Annotated in this window: 17 protein-coding genes; 15 read left to right on the top strand and 2 right to left on the bottom strand. The window is 54.9% G+C overall.

Annotation, left to right across the window (positions count from 1 at the left end; genetic code table 11):
- Positions 1-47 precede the first annotated feature (47 nt).
- From flgG to fliW, 11 genes are all read left to right on the top strand, one after another.
- Positions 48-839, top strand: a complete 792-nt coding sequence (gene flgG / locus COMA1_RS15650; protein ID WP_090750231.1) for a flagellar basal-body rod protein FlgG — start codon at positions 48-50, stop codon at positions 837-839.
- Positions 840-848: 9 nt separating this feature from the next.
- Entirely contained in the window at positions 849-1,649 is an 801-nt protein-coding gene (gene flgA / locus COMA1_RS15645; RefSeq protein ID WP_090750228.1) for a flagellar basal body P-ring formation chaperone FlgA, read from the top strand.
- A gap of 6 nt (positions 1,650-1,655) precedes the next feature.
- The gene (locus COMA1_RS15640; RefSeq protein WP_090750225.1) at positions 1,656-2,375 is read left to right on the top strand and encodes a flagellar basal body L-ring protein FlgH; all 720 of its coding nucleotides are present in this window, start codon (positions 1,656-1,658) and stop codon (positions 2,373-2,375) included.
- 276 nt (positions 2,376-2,651) lie between these two features.
- Positions 2,652-3,785, top strand: a complete 1,134-nt coding sequence (locus COMA1_RS15630; protein ID WP_090750221.1) for a flagellar basal body P-ring protein FlgI — start codon at positions 2,652-2,654, stop codon at positions 3,783-3,785.
- Between the two features lie 143 nt (positions 3,786-3,928).
- A complete protein-coding gene (locus tag COMA1_RS15625) occupies positions 3,929-4,201 on the top strand; it encodes a rod-binding protein (RefSeq protein ID WP_176698108.1) in 273 nt (90 codons plus the stop codon).
- Between the two features lie 72 nt (positions 4,202-4,273).
- On the top strand, positions 4,274-4,579 hold the full coding sequence (gene flgM / locus COMA1_RS15620; RefSeq protein ID WP_090750217.1) for a flagellar biosynthesis anti-sigma factor FlgM: 306 nt from the start codon (positions 4,274-4,276) through the stop codon (positions 4,577-4,579).
- Between the two features lie 56 nt (positions 4,580-4,635).
- Positions 4,636-5,163, top strand: a complete 528-nt coding sequence (flgN, locus tag COMA1_RS15615) for a flagellar export chaperone FlgN (RefSeq protein ID WP_090750215.1) — start codon at positions 4,636-4,638, stop codon at positions 5,161-5,163.
- 6 nt (positions 5,164-5,169) lie between these two features.
- A complete protein-coding gene (gene flgK / locus COMA1_RS15610; RefSeq protein WP_090750214.1) occupies positions 5,170-7,194 on the top strand; it encodes a flagellar hook-associated protein FlgK in 2,025 nt (674 codons plus the stop codon).
- Between the two features lie 15 nt (positions 7,195-7,209).
- Complete coding sequence (locus COMA1_RS15605) at positions 7,210-8,979, top strand: flagellin N-terminal helical domain-containing protein (protein ID WP_090750212.1); 1,770 nt, start codon at positions 7,210-7,212, stop codon at positions 8,977-8,979.
- A gap of 72 nt (positions 8,980-9,051) precedes the next feature.
- Positions 9,052-9,297 (top strand): carbon storage regulator CsrA, encoded by a 246-nt coding sequence (gene csrA, locus COMA1_RS15600; protein WP_090750210.1) that lies wholly within the window; start codon positions 9,052-9,054, stop codon positions 9,295-9,297.
- A 10-nt stretch (positions 9,298-9,307) separates the two neighbouring features.
- Positions 9,308-9,790, top strand: coding sequence for a flagellar assembly protein FliW (gene fliW / locus COMA1_RS15595; RefSeq protein WP_090750208.1), 483 nt, complete (start codon positions 9,308-9,310; stop codon positions 9,788-9,790).
- A gap of 148 nt (positions 9,791-9,938) precedes the next feature.
- Here fliW and COMA1_RS15590 read toward each other — a convergent pair whose 3' ends face one another.
- Entirely contained in the window at positions 9,939-12,788 is a 2,850-nt protein-coding gene (locus tag COMA1_RS15590) for a response regulator (protein ID WP_176698107.1), read from the bottom strand.
- 71 nt (positions 12,789-12,859) lie between these two features.
- A complete protein-coding gene (locus tag COMA1_RS15585) occupies positions 12,860-14,131 on the bottom strand; it encodes a cyclic di-GMP phosphodiesterase (RefSeq protein WP_090750204.1) in 1,272 nt (423 codons plus the stop codon).
- A 240-nt stretch (positions 14,132-14,371) separates the two neighbouring features.
- Between COMA1_RS15585 and COMA1_RS15580 the strand changes: the two genes are divergently transcribed.
- The 4 genes from COMA1_RS15580 to COMA1_RS15565 all read left to right on the top strand — a co-directional run bounded on the left by COMA1_RS15580 (position 14,372) and on the right by COMA1_RS15565 (position 18,383).
- Complete coding sequence (locus COMA1_RS15580; protein ID WP_090750202.1) at positions 14,372-15,094, top strand: flagellar brake protein; 723 nt, start codon at positions 14,372-14,374, stop codon at positions 15,092-15,094.
- Positions 15,095-15,273: 179 nt separating this feature from the next.
- The gene (locus tag COMA1_RS15575) at positions 15,274-16,470 is read left to right on the top strand and encodes a DegT/DnrJ/EryC1/StrS family aminotransferase (protein WP_090750200.1); all 1,197 of its coding nucleotides are present in this window, start codon (positions 15,274-15,276) and stop codon (positions 16,468-16,470) included.
- A complete protein-coding gene (locus tag COMA1_RS15570) occupies positions 16,467-17,420 on the top strand; it encodes an NAD-dependent epimerase/dehydratase family protein (RefSeq protein WP_176698106.1) in 954 nt (317 codons plus the stop codon). Before COMA1_RS15575 ends, COMA1_RS15570 begins: the two co-directional genes overlap by 4 nt.
- A gap of 15 nt (positions 17,421-17,435) precedes the next feature.
- The gene (locus tag COMA1_RS15565; protein WP_090750683.1) at positions 17,436-18,383 is read left to right on the top strand and encodes an NAD-dependent epimerase/dehydratase family protein; all 948 of its coding nucleotides are present in this window, start codon (positions 17,436-17,438) and stop codon (positions 18,381-18,383) included.
- Positions 18,384-18,408 lie beyond the last annotated feature (25 nt).

Genomic DNA, 18,408 nt, shown 5'->3' with positions numbered 1-18,408 from the left:
ATCGCAGGCAAGACCTGTCTGAATCACCAAGGTAAGGGAGAGTCACAATGATTCGTGCCATGTGGACCGCAGCAACGGGGATGACGGCGCAGCAGATCAATGTCGATACCATCGCGCACAACCTTGCCAACGTGAATACCAATTCCTTTAAGCGAAGCCGAGCCGAGTTTGCTGACTTGGTCTATCAAATCCAGCGACTCCCTGGCACTAACGCGTCGAATGTCGGAGTGTTCCCCGTTGGGATTCAGGTCGGCACCGGGGTTCGGCCGACGACTGTGGCTAAAGAATGGCTGCAAGGAAATATGCGTCAAACGAACAATGAGACGGATCTGGCGATCGATGGGAACGGATTTTTTCAAGTGTCCCGCCCGGACGGCACCATCATGTACACCAGGAACGGCTCATTCAAACGAGACAACGTCGGGAACCTCGTTACCGGTGACGGCGATCTTCTGAATCCGGTCATCACCATTCCGTCCGGCGCGCTCAAGGTGGATATCGGTCAAGATGGTACCGTGTCTGTGCTGCTCCCCGGTGTGACTCAAGCTTCACAGGTGGGGCAGATTCAGTTGACCAGGTTCGACAATCCCTCAGGTTTGGTAGCGATGGGGAACAACCTGTTCATCGATAGTTTTGCATCGGGTCCTCCCACACAAGGAACCGGGGGGTTCACGACCGGGTTCGGCACGATTCAACAGGGATTTCTGGAGAGCTCGAATGTCAATCTCGCGGAGGAGATGGTCAACATGATCATTGCCCAGCGCAGCTATGAAATCAATTCGAAGACGATTCAAGCCTCCGATGAGATGATGTCCATTGCCAACAATCTGCGACGGTAGGGGGGAAATATGGTGAGGATCGGGATCGTGCTCCTATCGCTCTGGGTGGGGTGGCTGAGCTGGACTGCGGTGGTCTCTGCAGGGAGCAGAGTCGATACCGGCTCCGTCACGCTGGTCAATCCGGGGCACGAGCCGAGATCTGTCGGGAAAGAGCGCGAGAAATCTGCCACGCAAGAGCTCACTGCCGAACTGTTCCAAGGAGCGATTCATCGCTATCTGGAGCAAGCGTGGTCACAAAAAGTGAAGACAATCACCGTGGCGGTGCTGGATCCAGCCGAACCGATTGCTGTGCCGTCAGGAATCATCGAGTTCCAAGTATTGCCGACAGGTTCCGACGATGGCCTTGGGAGACGTGTCTTCCCAGTTTCAGTTACGGTGGGTGGAAAAGCCTGGAAAACGATCCAGGTCTTGGCGGATGTCTCGGCCATGATCGAGGCCATCGTCCCCACTCGTCTGTTGAAAACGGAGGAGCTGATCGACGGCGCAGACCTCAAGAGCACGCGTATTCGAATCCATCAGTGGAATCACCCGTTTATGACTGATCGCGATGAGGTGGTCGGTAAGAGCGCCGCCCGCCCACTCCCGCCTGATACGCCATTGCGATCGACCTTCGTGAAGCTTCCACTCATCGTGAAGAAGGGCGACCGAGTCTTGATTGAGGCGCGTCGAGGAGGTCTGTCGATTCAGACCTATGGTATCACCAAAGCCAGCGGCCAAGTCGGACAGACCATTATGGTTGCGAATCTGGATTCCGGTCGAGAGTTGAGAGCGAAGGTTGTGGCGCCCAGTCTGGTACAGGTTGATTTCTAGGAGCGTATGGTGAGTGTCTCAGTATCTGCCCATCGAACACAGTTGAGACGTGCCATTGCGGGACTCGGGATCATGACCGTGATGGTCGTGTGCGGGTGTTCAAGTCCGCCAAGTCCGTCGAGCAAAGTGACTCTGCCGCTGATCCCTCCTCCGAAGACGCTTGGCTCGCTCTGGCAGGAAGAAAACGGACGAGCCTATCTGTACGAGGACATGCGCGCCATGCGGATCGGGGATATTCTGACCGTGAAAGTGTCCGAAGTTCATAAAGGGTCCAAGTCCGCCGATACGGCGGTTCAACGAGATTCGACGATTAAGAACGGCATGGTCGGGAGCGGGATGGGATATATCGGGCTTCCAGGGATCCGCTTCAGCGATGAAACGAAACGGGGGTTTGGAATCAATGCGACCGCCAATAACAAGTTCGACGGGAAAGGCTCCACCAATCGTGAGGGCACATTGACGGGGACCATCTCTGCGATCGTCACGGAGGTGCTTTCCAACGGGGATCTTCGGATCGAGGGGCGGCGCGAAGTCACCGTCAACAGCGAGAAGCAGCTGATGACCATCGGCGGGATCGTCCGTCGTGTGGACGTGGATACCAAGAATACCGTGGCGTCGAGTGCCATCGCAGATGCCAAAATCGAGTACTCAGGCCTTGGTGTATTGGATGATGTTCAGCGTCCTGGTTGGTTTGTTCGAATTCTTGACTGGGTGTATCCGTTCTGATGAGACGTCCAGCCACTAAAAGAATGATCTCTAAGCGGCGACTGGTGAATGTGCAATCGCTGCAACTGATGGTCAGAAGTGGTGTCGTCCGGAGGGCAGATTCCATGCCTCCACCTCCGCCTAAGCGAGCTCGCAGGCAACTATCAGATCAACCGCAAGGAACCGTTTGCAAAGAAGTCGTACAGGAGCAAGGGTGGTTGTCACGTGTCATTTTTGGCCCGAAGCCGAACCCCGCTCTCACGAAACGTTCCTCATTCGATGGAGGACAATAGCTGTATGGTGTCACGGTGGCTGGTGTTGCTGTTCTTCTTGACTGCTGGCTTCCTCTGGCCTGTGCATGCCGATGCCGTGAGGATCAAGGATATCGGTGCGATTGAGGGGGTGCGTGAAAACCAATTGCTCGGCTATGGCTTGGTGGTTGGGTTAGACAGCACAGGCGATCGTGTGATCGGTGGACAGTTTACGATTCAAGCGATGATGTCGATGTTGAACAAGATGGGGGTCCACCTCGTCATTGATCCCATTCAACTGCTGACGAGGAACATCGCGTCGGTGATGGTCACAGCGAAACTTCCTCCATTCTCGAAGCCCGGCATGACATTGGATGCTGTGGTCTCCTCAATGGCCAACGCGAAGAGTTTACAAGGAGGCACCTTACTATTGACGCCTCTTAAGGCAGCGAATCAGCAAGTATTTGCCGTGGCGCAAGGGCCCGTTTCGATAGGAGGATTTCTTGGCGGCACCGGCGGGGCCGGCGGGGCGACGGTGACCAAGAATCATCAGGCGGCAGGTGTGGTGCCTAGTGGAGCCATAATTGAAAAGGAACTTCCCGTCGATATCGATTCGTGGGAGACCGTCTCCGTTCTGCTACGTCAGCCAGATTTCACGACGGCGATTCGGACGGCCGAGGCGATTGAACATGCTTTTGGGAAGGGGAGTGCGTCAGCCGTCAACGCCGGCTCTATTAAGGCCACGATTCCTCCGGTTTTTCATGGCCGGGTTGTTGAATATATTGCGTCGATTGAAGGGCTTGATGTGTCCGTCGATGCCATTGCGAAGGTCGTTGTCAATGAGCGAACGGGTACGGTCGTGCTTGGGGAACACGTTCGGATCTCCACCTGTGCCATTTCTCATGGGAACCTCACAATTTCAGTTAAAAATACGCTGAATGTGTCTCAGCCGGCGGCGCCGCTTGTGGGGAGTGCTGCAGGACAAACCACTGTTACTCCCGATGTCCAGACTGAGGTCAAAGAGCAGGAGTCTCGGCTGATTGTTGTCGATGAAACGGTCACCTTGGGAGAGGTTGTTCAGGCCCTCAACGCCGTAGGGGTCACGCCTCGGGATCTGGTGGCGATTCTCTCGGCACTCAAGTCGGCCGGGGCTCTTCAGGCGAATCTGGAGATCATTTGAGGGCTTCTATGGATGGGATTACCCAAACAGGCTTGGAGAAGAGTCGGGCGTTGTTGTCGTCACCATTATATATGGATCCTGGGACACTGCTCCCCTCAGGTCAGCTGCGTAATTCTCATAACCCATTGATAGTGCAGGATGTTATGAAGGAGCGTCAGAAGCTTATCGAGGCCGGGAAACAGTTTGAGTCCTATTTTGTCTCACATTTACTAAAGGTTATGAGAGAAACCGTCCCTCAAGGAGCTATAGCCAATAAACAGGGCGCGTATTTCCATTCGTTCTATGATGAGGAAATCGGACGACGAGCGGCAGAATCTGGGGGGCTGGGCATTGCTCGGATGGTCCAAGAACACGCGGAAAAATATTTTGCAGGTCCCTCTGCAGAGCACTCAAGTTTTCCGGTGAGGGACCGATAAGGAACTCGACAGGGATAAAGGGCACTGATCGTTCAGGATGCGGGTTGGAGGAGTTGGGGAAGGAGTAGGACGATGCAGATTTCAGGTCATGGGAAAGTTGACCATCTAGCAAAAGTATTGCTTGGAGTGCATGAGGCTGAGAATGCAGCTGTTCGGCAACCGACGGCCCAGCCCAAGGTTGGTAAGGATGAGGTTCAGATCTCGGCTCAGGCCAAGGAGCTGCAACGGATTCGAGAGCTGGTCAATCAGCCGGATTCTTTGCGGGCAGAACATGTCGATCGCATCAAGCGTGCACTTGACAGCGGCACCTACGATATCAGCGGTCGTGCCGTTGGGGACGCGCTGATTAAGCAGGTTTTGACCGACGCTGTTCTTTAAGCGGTTAGCATCTATCTCCGTCGAGTCGTCACAGCAACGGATCCTCGATCTGGTCCATGGATGGGCAGGTTCCGACCGTGAATGCTTCAATCTCTCTCGCGCAGTTGCCGCATATTCTCGCCCGTGAGTCAGCGCACTGTGATCTCCTTGCACAGAATATTGTTCAGGAGCGAGATGCCATCAAACGGATGGCACTCGGCGAATTTCTTTCCATCAATCAATCCAGGATCTCGATCCTTGAGTCGCTTCACCAGTTGAAAGACGAGCTCGATCTGCTGCTTGACGACCTCGCCAACACGTATCAGGTGCCACTTTCCAATCGAACGGTTACGGAAATACTCCACCGAGTTCAAAGCCCACAGGCTGGGGTAATTCTGGAGCAGTATGAGCGACTGGCGGAAAAGGTTCGGGCGGTGAAACAGGATATTGCTGCCAACCAGGTGCTAATCCACAGCGTTCAATCGTTTCTCTTTCGAGCGCTGGAAGCGCACCGCCAGTCATTGCCGGACGGAGATCTGTATTCGGAGTTGGGCGCTCGACAACAGCACCATGTGCCGGCTGCAGTCATCAGGCGGCAAGGGTGAGGATCTATGGGACTTAGTGCATTAATGGACATTGCCAAGACGGCCCTGTTTACGGCGCAACAGGGACTGACCGTCACGGGCCACAATATTGGCAATGTCAATACTCCGGGTTTCTCCAGACAGCAAGTCGTCCTGACCGAAGAGCGGCCGGTCGATGGAAGCCCGGGGCAAGTCGGAACCGGCGTAAGAATTGCCGAGATCCGACGAGCGGTGGACGTCTTTCTGAACCGTGAGGTGAAGGAATCTCATGAAGATCTCGGGCAATTCACGGTCCTTCGAGATGAGTTAAATCGACTCGAGAGCCTCTTCGGGGATGCTCGAGGTCAGGGGCTCTCAGGAAAACTCAACGAGTTGTTCAAGGCTTTCCAGGATGCGACGACCACACCATCACAAGTCTCCTCACGCTCAGTAGTGCTGGGAAGAGCTTCGACCTTGGCAGGAGCGTTTCACCAGATCAATACGGACTTGGTTGAAACTCGTCGAGCGATCGATGTCCAAGTGGGGGTGACGATTGACGAGGTCAATACGCTGACCGCCAAAATTGCAGAGTTCAATACCCAAATAAAGTCGGCCGAGGTGAGCGGGCAGAATGCCAACGATCTTCGCGATCAACGAGATCTTGCCGTCAACGAGTTGGCGACGAGAGTTGAAGTGTTCACGCTCGATCGATCAGATGGCACCATCTCGGTCTTTACCGCTCGTGGTCTTGTGCTCGTTGATCAGGAGACGACCCGTCACTTGGTGGGGGTTGAATCGACGGACAACCAGGGTCTTCTTGAAATCGGGTACGATATTGGGGGAACTCAACCGGCTATCATTAGTGACTTGATTTCAACCGGACGCCTTCGTGGGCTGTTAGATGTTCGAGACCAATCTATTCCGTCGGTTCAACGTGGGATTGATGCGCTGGCAGGATCGCTGATCAATGAGGTGAACCAACTTCACCGTGTGGGATACGGCCTTGACGGTTCCACCGGGAATGATGTCTTCTCGGGATTGTCGGTCACGACGAACGCACCGACGACAAATACGGGGTCCAGCTCGATCGGCAGCGGAGCCATCACGGCGCCAAGCTCCCTGACGTTCCATGACTACGAAGTGCGGTTCAGCGGCACGAACAGCTATAGCATTGTCGATGCGACAACGGGGGCTGGAATTCATGGGAATTACACCGGAACAGCCATTACCCCTCCAACAGTAGATACTCCGTTCAATATCGTCTCTGGGGTAAACGACACGTTGGTTGTGTCGGTTGACGGGACAACGTCAGGGACCATCACACTTAATGGAGCCGCATCACCAGGTCAGCCCTATGCGTCAGGCAGCGCATTGGCTACTGAACTGCAGAACAAAATCAACGCAGATGCGACACTGACTGCAGCAGGCCGACGGGTCGCGGTAAATTTTGACAGTACAACGAACCGCTTGCTGGTGCGATCCAATTTGACTGGTGGGGCGAGTGCCGTCGACGTCACCGGCGGGACGGCACGAGCAGGCCTCGGCCTATCTGGGGGAACGGCTACCGCAGCTTCCGGGACCTACAGTGGTCCTCAAACGTTTCATGTTGACGGTATTGCCGTGACGGTATCGGGAGCGCCGGCGGCCAACGATGTTTTGGCGTTCAACAGTCGGGAGAATGCCGCGAGAGACATTCTTGTCGCGCTGTCCGATCCATCAAAACTTGCACTCTCGTCGACACGAGCGGGTGTCCCAGGGAACAATCAGAACGGCCTCAATCTTGTTGCGCTGCAATCGAAAACTATCACGAGCCTCGATAATGCAACACTGCTTGATTCCTATCGCAAGACAACGGCGGATTTAGGAGTGGCCTCCCAGGTTGCCGCACAGCGACTTGATACGGAGGAAGTTCGCCAAGAACAGCTCCAAAGTTTTCACGCCCAGGTGTCTGGTGTCTCGCTTGACGAGGAGCTGGTCAATTTACTCAAGTTTCAACGAGCGTTTGAAGCTGCTTCGCGTATGATCGTCGCGGCCGATGAAATGATGTCGACCTTGATTTCGCTCAAGCGATAGACCAAGGAGTACGCCATGCGCGTGACGGAACAGCAGGTCTTTGGATTCCTCGTCAACAGCTATCAACGGTCTCGATCACGAGCGCTGCAATTGCAGGAACATCTTGCAACCGGCAAGCAGGTGTTGCAGCCGTCTGACGATCCCGGGCGATTCCATCGGATCGTCGGAGAAAAAACCACCTTAGCGAAACTGGAACAGCATCTTCGAAATATTTCTTCGGCAACGGTCCGACTGGATCTGGCCGATACGGCATTGCAGGGTACGACATCGACCCTCTCTCGAGTGCGACAATTGGCGGTTCAGTATGCCTCTGATACCAATGGTGCGGCGGAGCGAGCCGCAGGCGGGCAAGAAGTCAAGGCTCTCCTCCAGCACCTTCTTCAACTTGGAAATGCCGAATACGATGAGAATCAACCGGTGTTTGGTGGTACAAGCCGCCACGGATTTGCTGCAGGATTGCCCCTGTCCTCGCCTGTGACGCTGACGAATGCGGTTACCGATACGCTGACGGTCACCGTGGATGGCGTGACTTCCGGCACGATTGATTTGACCGGAGGTACAGAGACGTTGACCAGTTCTGAGCTAGCTGCGCGTGTACAGAGCCGAATCAATGCCGATACGACGTTAGCCGTTGCGGGAAAGAGCGTGTCCGTCCGATATGAGGATGCGCGTCTTGTCATAGTGTCCGATTCTGAGGGAGCAAGCTCCACAGTGGACGTGTCCGGGGGGTCGGCCCGTACGCTGCTCGGATTCAACGGAGGGAGTTCAGGTAACGGTGGTGCGACGTTTGCGACGACCGTGGCGACTCATGTTGCGTCGACAAACAGCGGGGGAGCCTTGATCTCTCAAGGACAGGTGCTGAATCCTAGTACGACCTCCTACGACAACTACGTCGTTCGATTTAGTGGGGCGACAACGTTTGATGTTCTCAATGTCTCGACTCCTCTCTCGGTCTCGCCGAATTCTGCCAATGTCGGCCGGGTGGGTGTCGCTGATGCTGGGGTCGTTGATCCACAAGAAATTACACTCGACACATACGAAATACAGTTTACGTCATCGTCCCAGTATTCCGTGCGAAACACCACCACGGGTGCAACGCTTTCATCCGGGAATACCTATGTGTCCGGTGGCGCCATCGAATTTGAAGGTGTTCGTGTCGTGCTTTCCAATGCACAGGGGGCCGGGCCTGTCACCGGAGATCGATTTACCCTCGCTCTGACTTCACAAACAGTCCTCGCCAATCAAGCCTATACAGCTGGTGCTCCGATTACATTCGATGGAATTCAATTCCGAATCACTCATAGCGCGTCTGCACCGGCTGCAGGAGATCTGTTTCACGTGACTGCACATACTCGGTATGCTGGAGATGCCGGCAACCAACAGATTGAAGTCGCTGATGGAGAGGTTGTCAGCACCGGTGTGCGCGGGGATGAGGCTTTTAGCGGTTCCGACGTGAATCTGTTTGATACGGTACAACAACTTCTGGCAGCCCTTCGAGGAAATTTCAAGGCAGGGATTGTTGAGAGCTTAGATAGTTTGGACCGCGCGATCAGTCAAGTCGCGGCAGCGCAGGGAGACGTGGGTGCGTTGACGAACCGCTTGGAGTCTACGTCGCTGGCTTTGGATGATGCCAAGGAACTTGCCACTAATACGCTGTCGTCGTTCGAGGATATTGATTTGGCACGGACCATCTCTGATTTGACGCTGCAAGAGTATGCGATTCAAGCCGCAGGGGCATCCCTTGGTCGGATCTTCGACAATACTCTCCTCAAGTACCTGCGTTAGGACGGCTTCTCAAGTTTGTTGCAGTCATGGCCGATAGTGCTCTGAAGGACTATTCGGCCAAGGAAGGCAGGTATGCTGGTATTGACCCGTCGATGTGGAGAAAGCGTCACGATTGGCCCTGATATCAGAGTCGTCGTACTTGGCCTGAAAAGCGGGCAAGTTCGTTTGGGGATTGAGGCTCCTCCGGCGGTCGCTGTGCATCGGGAGGAAGTCCACACACGGATTCAAGAAGAAAATCGCTTGGCGGCTAAAACCCAAGCCGTCCCTCTCGATGCGTTTCGCCGACTGATCCCTGGAAAACGTGGAATGGTCTCATAAGGATGCCGAGATGAAATGTAGATCGACCCGATTTGGGTCATTCGAGGTCTCAGACGACAGCATTGTACGGTTTCCCGTAGGTTTGTTGGGATTTCCGGAGTCCCAACGGTATGTCATTCTGGATCATGACACAGAGGCTCCGTTTAAATGGCTCCAGTCGATCGATGAACCTGGGTTGGCATTCGTGATTCTTGATCCTGCCATATTCCACACTGACTATCGGGTCAGCGTGCCAGCCGACATTTTAGCCGAGATGAACGGCGGGAAAGAGCAAGATCTGGCACTGGCCGTCATCTTGACCATTCCCTCTGACGATCCGGCTCACATTACGGCAAATCTACGCGGTCCGTTGGTGATGAGTCACAAGACGAGATTAGGTACACAGTTGGTGCTTTCTGAAGAATATCCAACTCGGTTTCCGCTCTTCCCTGCATCGTCCTCCCAGCCATCAATTTCCTTAGAGCCACGGTCTGCTGCAAAGTGCCCTGCATAGGATCGTGTGGCTATGCCGGCCTTTGTAATCCCTGTTGTTCATGACGGTTTGTGACGAAGTGTGAGCATTGCACGCGGCTTCACAGCCGACCTATAGCCTTCAGTAGTAGCGTGGCAGTTGGAGTAAGAGCGCTCGTGAATATTGCGGGTCAGGCGGCTGCTTGTGTCATGGCAGGGTACCCATTGCGATAGGATTCCAGTACTTGAACCAGTCGCCCGACTTCGATTTCAAGTTGTGCGTACACGGGGGGAGCGTCGTGAAGCGCTTGAAGGCGACCGACTGCCTCAAGGCGACTGGCGATCAATCCGACCTCCGAGGCACATAGATTTCCCGCAGTTCCTTTAAATGTGTGTGCTGATCGTTCGACGGCAGACGAATTTCCATCAGCTAGAGCCGTTCGAATGTCGGCCAGCATCGTTTGATAACGATCCAAAAAGAGACGGATGAGTTGGCCAAACAGCTCATTGTCACTCCCAATGTTCTGATACATCTGTGCGTGGTCGAAAATGCCTTGGGCAGGATCGGTAGTGCCAGGAGGCAGCATCGGCTTGGTCGCCTGGACCTTCTGAGGGGGAGCCGGCGTCCAGCGCGCGAGTGCGGCCCGTAGTTCATTGAGCTTGATCGGCTTCGAGAGGTAGTCATCCATGCCTGCAGCTAAGCAACGCTCACGATCGCCCTGCATGGCATTGGCGGTGACGGCGATAATTGGTATATGTCGGTGAGTTTCAATCGGCGAGTGGCGGATGTCATCGTGGCCGCCTGTATTGCCAGGCCTTGAATCTGAACCTGGTAACGCCGAACTCGAACCAGTGTCGGACGCTTCGCGTTCACGAATGATTCTGGTTGTCTCAAAGCCATCCATGAGGGGCATCTGACAATCCATCAGAATTGCGGCATATCGTCCTTTCGCCAGCGCCACCAAGGCTTCCTGCCCATTATCGACGACATCCGGTCGGTATCCCAGCTTCTCGACCATCCGAACGGCAAGCTTCTGGTTGACAATATTGTCTTCTACGACCAACACATGTTGGTGCTCAACATTCTCGGCAATGGTATGTCTCGTGACCAGTTGCGGGACAATGGAACCGATCTGTTCAGTTGTCCGTTCTTGATCATCCTGCATCCCGAGAACGGTTCTGAGGCACCCCCGTAACTCGTCGTGGCGAACAGGTTTGGGGAGGTAGCCCATGGCGCCTGACGATCGGGCCTGTTCGGCGTGTCCGCGCTGAAGAATGGACGTCATGACCACAAGACGTGTATGAGACCTCTCGGGATGACTGTTGAGCTCGCGCGCGAGCTGCAAGCCGTCCTTTCCCGGCATGATGACATCCAAAATGGCGAGATCGTACGGTGTCCCTCTCTGATTGGCCTCTGTAATACGTTGCCAAGCCGACTCGGCATCTTCGGCCAGGTCGTCCACCATTCCCCATCCGGAAACGAGATGATGGAGAATCATTCGGTTTGATTCATTGTCGTCAACAATCAGGACCCGCTTTCCCGCGAGCTCACCGGATGGAAGAATGGCACGCAGAGAGCCAGCCTGCTTCTGGAAGCGTGCGGTACACCAGAAGGTACTTCCTTGACCTTCAATACTACGGACTCCAATCTGACCTCCCATCAGTTCCACCAACTGCTTTGAAATCGACAGGCCAAGGCCGGTCCCTCCGTATTTTCTTGTCGTCGAGCTGTCTGCTTGAACGAAGGGGCGAAAGAGCTTGTCAATGGTGGTGGAACTCATGCCCATTCCACTGTCCGTGACTTCGAATCGGACCTCCACGGTATCCGCAGAGTCGCTCTCAAGATACGCTTGGAGGGCCACATCTCCTTTGTCCGTAAATTTCACGGCATTGGCAACCAGATTGGTGAGGACCTGCCGAAGGCGTCCTGGATCTCCCTTAAGCCCTGTCGGAACGGACGCGTGTACCAACCCTGTGAGTTCGATTCCTTTCGTCTCAGCCCGTTCGGCAAACTGTGCTAATACCTGTTCCACGGTGGTTCTCAGATTGAAATCCAGGCACTCTAACTCCAGTTTCCCGGCTTCGATTTTGCTGCACTCCAGTACGTCATTGATCAACTGCAACAGTGCTTCACCGCACTGACGAATGGTCTCCGCATAGGAGTGCTGTTCAGGCGTCAACGGAGTCTCCATCAGCAGGCTCGTCATGCCGATCACGCCGTTCATGGGTGTGCGCAATTCATGGCTGACCGTGGCCAAGAATGCAGACTTCACACGTGCGGATTCCGTCGCCTTCTCAAGCGCCTGATCGAGGCGTTGGTTGCTCTCACCAAGTTGGGTGGCGGTTTCTTGGAGTGCCTGTTGTGTCGTGTAGACGGTGGTCATATCCGTTGCGTACCCGCGGACGACTCCGTGGGGGAGGACCGGACAAAAGGTCCATGAAAAACTGGCTTTGGGAAGCATGACTTCTTGCCCGTGCAGGATCTGGCCGGTTGAGAGACATCGTTGAATGATCGTCATGAGCTGAGCGGGTGCCACGCTGGGAAATCCTTCAAGGCTATAGCCGAATCGAGAGAGCAACGAAATCATGGCGGGGTTGGCATACAGGAGGCTGCCATGTCGGTCCAACTCGATCATGGGTGAAGGACTTTCATGCGCAATGGCGGCAAGGCGGTCGCGCTCGTGCTTGGCCTCCATTTCTTGGGACAAGTCCCGGATGCAGATCATCAGCACAGTGACGTCGCCGAATGTGCTTGGAGTACATGTCCATTCGACAGGAACGAGGATGCCCGTCCGTTTCATCTGGAGCTGTTGTCTCGAGGCAATTGGGTGGCCGCTTCGTAATACTCTGGTGAGTTGTGCCGCGATCAGGTCCGCATCAGATGCCGTGAGCGTCGACCAGAAGGCGGGAAAGGATTGTTTCATCGGGAGCCGTGATCGTGGTCCCAGGAACCGGCGTCCTTCCCGGTTGACGGCGAGAATCGTGAGCTCGGGATTAAGGATAAGGGCTCCGATCGGCAAGCCCTCAAGCAGGTCGGCCATGTTGGGAATGCGCCATGAGTTGACTGCCGGCCGACGGCGAGAGGCTCCTTGCTTTCTCCGGGATTGCGGCATTACGCGGCTCGCAGGTCAGAATTGTCCAGGTGAATCCCGATGTTGACTCGTTCACGAATTGGGTCGAGCACACGAAGGACCGAGCGTACCGTATGGTCTGCAGATGGTGTGGCGAGATCCACCTCGATCGGAGTGGGATAGGAGCCTCCCTGTGGGTCGGTCGTGATCTTGACGAGTGGTTTGAGTCGCTGCTGAGGGTTGACTCCAACGACCACAGCTTGTTCTCCAGTATTGAGTCTGACCAAACTTCCCACTGGGTAGACGCCGATGCTTCGGATCATCAGTTCCACGAGAGACTTCTCGAATTGGCCGCGCTCTCCGGCCAGGAACAGTTGTCGAACGGCGTCGTGAGGCATCATAGAGGGACGTGTGCCACGTCGGCTCACCATGCCGTCATAAAAGTCGACGATGCCGACGATTTGCGCGAGTTGGGAAGTCTGATCGTGGTGGAGGGCCGCAGGAAATCCGCTCCCATCGCTCCGCTCATGATGCTCTTTTACGACGCGCAAGACATCCTCGGGCATCCCTGGCTGTTCAGCGAGCACAGCGACACCTAGTTTGCAGTGCTGCTCCAGAAGGGTCTTGTCCTGTCCGGTGCATTCATCTCGCTTGCGCACTAAATTGCGAGGCAATCGCACATAGCCGGAATCGTGCAGCAACGCCCCCATTCCAACGAGTTCCTGGGTTGGCTGATCCAGTCCGATCTCAAGGGCTACGATGAGTGACAGAATGCAGGTATCCAGTGCATGGGTTGTCAGGGATCGGTCAAACTGTTTGATTTTTTGAATGGCAAGCTGAGTAGCCATCGCAGCATGATCGCTGAGTACGTGCGCCAGGACGGTCGACACGATGGCTTTGGTTGCTTCGGGTGAGGGAGGAATACCACGTTCAAGATCAGAGAAGATGCGCTCTACAGCTTCCTGAGCTTGGGCATAGATGACCGAGGGCAGCTGATGAGCATCACACGTTGCTATTCCAGCAGGTGCGATCGTGTTCGCAGGTGGGGGTGATTCAAGATGGGGCGGTTCTGGCTGTGCGCTGTGCTCGAGGCTTTCCGGACTGGTCGGGGAAGGGGTCGATGGCACATCAAGTCCCTTACTCGTGTCGATCGTGACCATCCTGATCCCATGACGCTTCATGAGGTGAATGGTGTCCAGGTCCTTAATAGCAAATTTATGGGAAAGAAACGGCGTGCGGTACCATGGGACGTCCATGTCAACGAGGTACATCCCGAGAATCAGTTGATCGATTGAAATACGTTTTGTGGCCATGGTCGCAGGCTCCAGATCAGAATATCATCGAAGGGACTTTCAAATTACAGCTGGTTTGCGTGCGTTATCGGCGAAAGAAACGTCGTACTTGATCGGTGGGTGCCAGACGATGTGCGTTGCAATTCATTGGGAATCAATGCGTTCCGTCTCGCATCCTTAATGCTCAAGAATAGCCTCTGATAGGCCGATAGAGCCCATCAGCAAGTGTTTGTAGCGAGTGCTCAACGAGGAAGAATCACGATGAACGAAGTAGTCGAAGCGACTCCCTCTCCAGCAGCGTTCTTATCAGTCGGATTGGCCGTCAAACTTTCTCTGACGCTCGATGGGCAGAAGGTGATGTATGGCTCAACGCTGTTGGGTTGGAAGGATCACGCCTGGCTTGTCTGTGCATGGCCTCTGCCCCTGAGCCCTGACCAGCTGGTGGAGAGGGGGACTCCGTGCACCATAAGCTATCTTCACGAGGGGAAACTGGTTGGGTATCGAACTGAAATTCGCGATCTGATTACGTCGCCGGTGCCGTTACTCTTTGTCGCCTATCCGAAGGCCGTGGAAGAAATGCATCTACGCAAACATCTTCGGGCATCCGCTAATGAACCGATCCTATTGATGCAAGTGGACAGGACAACTCCATCAACCTCTGTGTTGCCTGCCGGCAGCTATTTTGGTGGTTTGTTGAAAGATCTCAGTGGGGGAGGATGCAGTGTCATCATGGTTCGAAGACCAGCGTGGTTGCGCGCCGGATCGACTGTTCGTCTGGAATTCGAGCTTCCTGGACTGGGGCATATTACCAATCTGACCGGTGTTGTGAAGAGCGTCGAGGTGCGGCATGGCAGTGAAGCGATTGGGATTGAGTTTCGGTTCGATGAAATGGAGTACATCGAATATCGCGGCTGGGGTGGATCAGTCAGGAGTGCGATTGAGCAGTGGGCGACACAGAAAATGATCTCGCTGTCATCATCTTGACAGCCGAGAGCAGGTATCCTTCGTGAGGAATTGTTTTCCTGCCAGATCGGTAAATACTGCCGACTTCTTCGTCTTCTAAACCCAAAAACCTTCATCTAGATGCCATATTCGAGTAGGTTGCCTGGCATGTGTCTTGAAGTACGTTTCTGCGCAGATCTGATCTCAAGGAAGAGAGCATCATGAACGGTCCACCTACGACGCAACACGAGCTCAATCCTCGATGGTGTTTGGCGTACGACACAATCGACCGTCACGACACTGATCGCCTGATCGAGTGGCTTCGTACGTATCCCCGATTAACGAAGGGGACTGTTACGTGCGACTTTGAGTCGCGTTGGTCAAGCTGGTTGAATTCCTCGCACTCCATATTCTGCAACTCTGGGTCGTCCGCCAATCTCTTGATGTACTACGCGCTTCTGGCCTCAGGGCGGTTGCGTAACAAGAAAGTGATCGTTCCCAGCGTGGGCTGGGTCACATCGATTGCGCCGGCGATCCAATTCGGTTTTGAGCCCATTATGTGTGAGGCTGATTCGGAGACGTTCGGTCTCGACTTAGATCATCTCGAAACGCTACTAAAACAGCATCACGCTCAGACCGTCATGCTCGTCCAAGTGCTTGGTGTCCCTCACAAAATGCGGGAACTGATGGCATTGAAGGCTCGCTATGAGTTCGTGCTTCTCGAAGACGCGTGTGCGGCAATCGGAGCGACCTACGAGGGGCGGAGAGTCGGCTCATTTGGTGATATGGGCAGTTTCTCATTTTACTTCGGCCATCAAATGTCGACGATCGAGGGCGGCATGGTCTCTACCGATGATCCCAAGATGAGAGATCTACTGCTCATGCTCAGAAGCCACGGCTGGAGCAAGGACTTGGACAGAGCGACACATCACTCGCTTGTAACGCGATACGGTATCGATGATTTTCATTCACCCTTTGTGTTTTATGAGCCGGGCTTCAACCTCCGGTCGACAGACTTGAACGCGTTCATCGGGATCGGGCAACTGGAAAAGCTGGATTGGATGACGGAGCAGCGCCGGCAGAACCATGCTCGCTATTTGGATCGCTTGAGTGGAAGTTTCTACGTTCAACGTCATCCGGCAGATAGTGAAGTAGCCAGCATTTCTGTCGGACTCTTGGCGGAGTCTCGTCAACAGCGGCAGCGCATCGTCCGAGCCCTCTCTGCCCGTGGCGTGGAGACACGCATTTTCTCAGCCGGCAATCTTGGTCTGCATCCGTTCTGGATGAACCGCTATGGGGCAGCCAGCTTCCCGGTCGCCGATCGGATTCATCACTGTGGGTTCTTTCTACCGAATCACCCAAGCCTGAGCGAAGAAGACATTGCGACGATTTCCACTATCGTTCTGGAGGCAGCGTGACAGCTCCCTTACTTGTCACCGGCGGAACGGGGTTGTTAGGGCAGGCCGTGCGCCGTTTGAGACCTGATGCGGTCTACCTGTCCAGGAAGGACGGAGATCTTCGCGATCGAAGCGTCGCCGAGCGGCTGTTGCAATCTATTCAGCCCGGCCAGATCTTGCATTTGGCCGGCGTGGTCGGAGGGGTCAAAGCCAATGCCGTCGACAATGCGCGGTTTCTCGAAGAGAACATTCTGATCAATACGGCTGTCCTGTCGGCCGCACGGCAGCTGCGCATCCCGCGCCTCACAACGATGTTATCCAGTTGCGCGTTTCCCTTTTATGCGGATCGCCAAACCACGGAAACCGACTTGCTGAGTGCATCGCCCTATGACGGAAACGCCGGCTACGCCTATGCGAAGCGCATGCTCGACCTTCAGGTCAGACTCGCGGCCACGGAGGCGGGACTTGCGTGGAACAGCCTCACACCCGTGACCATGTACGGGCCGCATGACTCTTTCGACCTGGAATCGGGGCATGTGGTGGGCGCGCTGATCCGCCGTTGTCATGACGCCCACACGAACGGCGCTGTCTTTACGGTCTGGGGTACCGGACGGGCCGTTCGTCAATTTGTGTACGTCGACGATGTGGCGCGTTTAGCTCTTGGAGCCCTAGCGGGTGCTTGGGGATCAGATACGACGATTGTGACTCCGGACGAAGGGATTTCGATCGCTCACCTCGCCCGTACGATCGGCCAGGTCATGGACTATCCCGGTCCTATTGTCTTCGACGCCACCAAGCCGGAAGGGATGCTCGTAAAGCGCTTGCGGAGTACTACCTTCGAAGCACGATTTCCAGGTAACCGATTCACCAGTCTCACTGACGGGCTCACAGAGACCGTGCGATGGTTTTTCAGCCGACAAGTCGGACGATCCCAGCGTCATCTTGAGTCATCGTTGTGCGGTCATTCGTAAGGAGTCAACATGAACATGATGACATCGCAAGAACACGTCGTGATCACGGGCGGAGCAGGCTACATCGGATCCGTGCTGTCTCGCCACTTACTCAATCGCGGGTATAGGGTCACGGTCATCGACAATTTCATGTACCGGCAGAATAGCCTCCTGGATTGTTGCAGCGACGACAGGTTTAGCGTGATCCGCGGTGATTGTCGGGATGAACGACTCATGACGGATGTGATTCGTGACGGCGATATCCTCATTCCGTTGGCGGCATTAGTGGGTGCACCGCTGTGCAATCGGGACCGGATCGGTGCCTATTCGATTAATTTGGATGCGGTTCACATGCTGTGTAAGCTCTCTTCGCTGACTCAGCGCATCATCTTTCCTGTCACCAACAGTGGATATGGGATCGGTCAACCTGGAATTCCCTGCACCGAAGAGTCGCCGCTCCGTCCCATTAGTCTCTACGGTGAGACCAAAGTAAAAGCCGAACGGGTCGTACTCGATCGGGGCAATGCCATCACGCTTCGGCTTGCGACGGTCTTCGGTGCTTCGCCCCGGATGCGAATGGACCTCCTCGTGAACGATTTTGTCTGGCGGGCGGTCCATGATCGAGCCGTCACAGTCTTCGAAGGCCACTGTAAGCGCAACTATATTCATGTTCGGGACGTGACCAAGGCTTTCCTCCATGCGATCGAGCATTTCGACTCCATGAAGGACTCCCCATACAATGTCGGGCTGGACGATGCCAACTTGTCAAAGTTGGAACTGTGCGCTGAAATCAAACGGCAGGTGCCGCAGTTCGTCTATTCGGAGGCCCCGATCGGGGAAGATCCGGACAAGCGGGATTACATCGTCTCCAACAAACGGATACTCGCCACAGGCTTCACACCCGATTGGTCGCTCGCACGTGGCATCCGGGAGCTGACTAAGTGCTACACCGTCATCGGCGGAACCGGATACGGCAATGTGTAAGGCCAGCACGATCGCACAGAGGGGA

The sequence above is a fragment of the Candidatus Nitrospira nitrosa genome (assembly GCF_001458735.1).
Classification (GTDB): domain Bacteria; phylum Nitrospirota; class Nitrospiria; order Nitrospirales; family Nitrospiraceae; genus Nitrospira_D; species Nitrospira_D nitrosa.
This window is presented reverse-complemented; position numbering and strand designations above follow the sequence as displayed.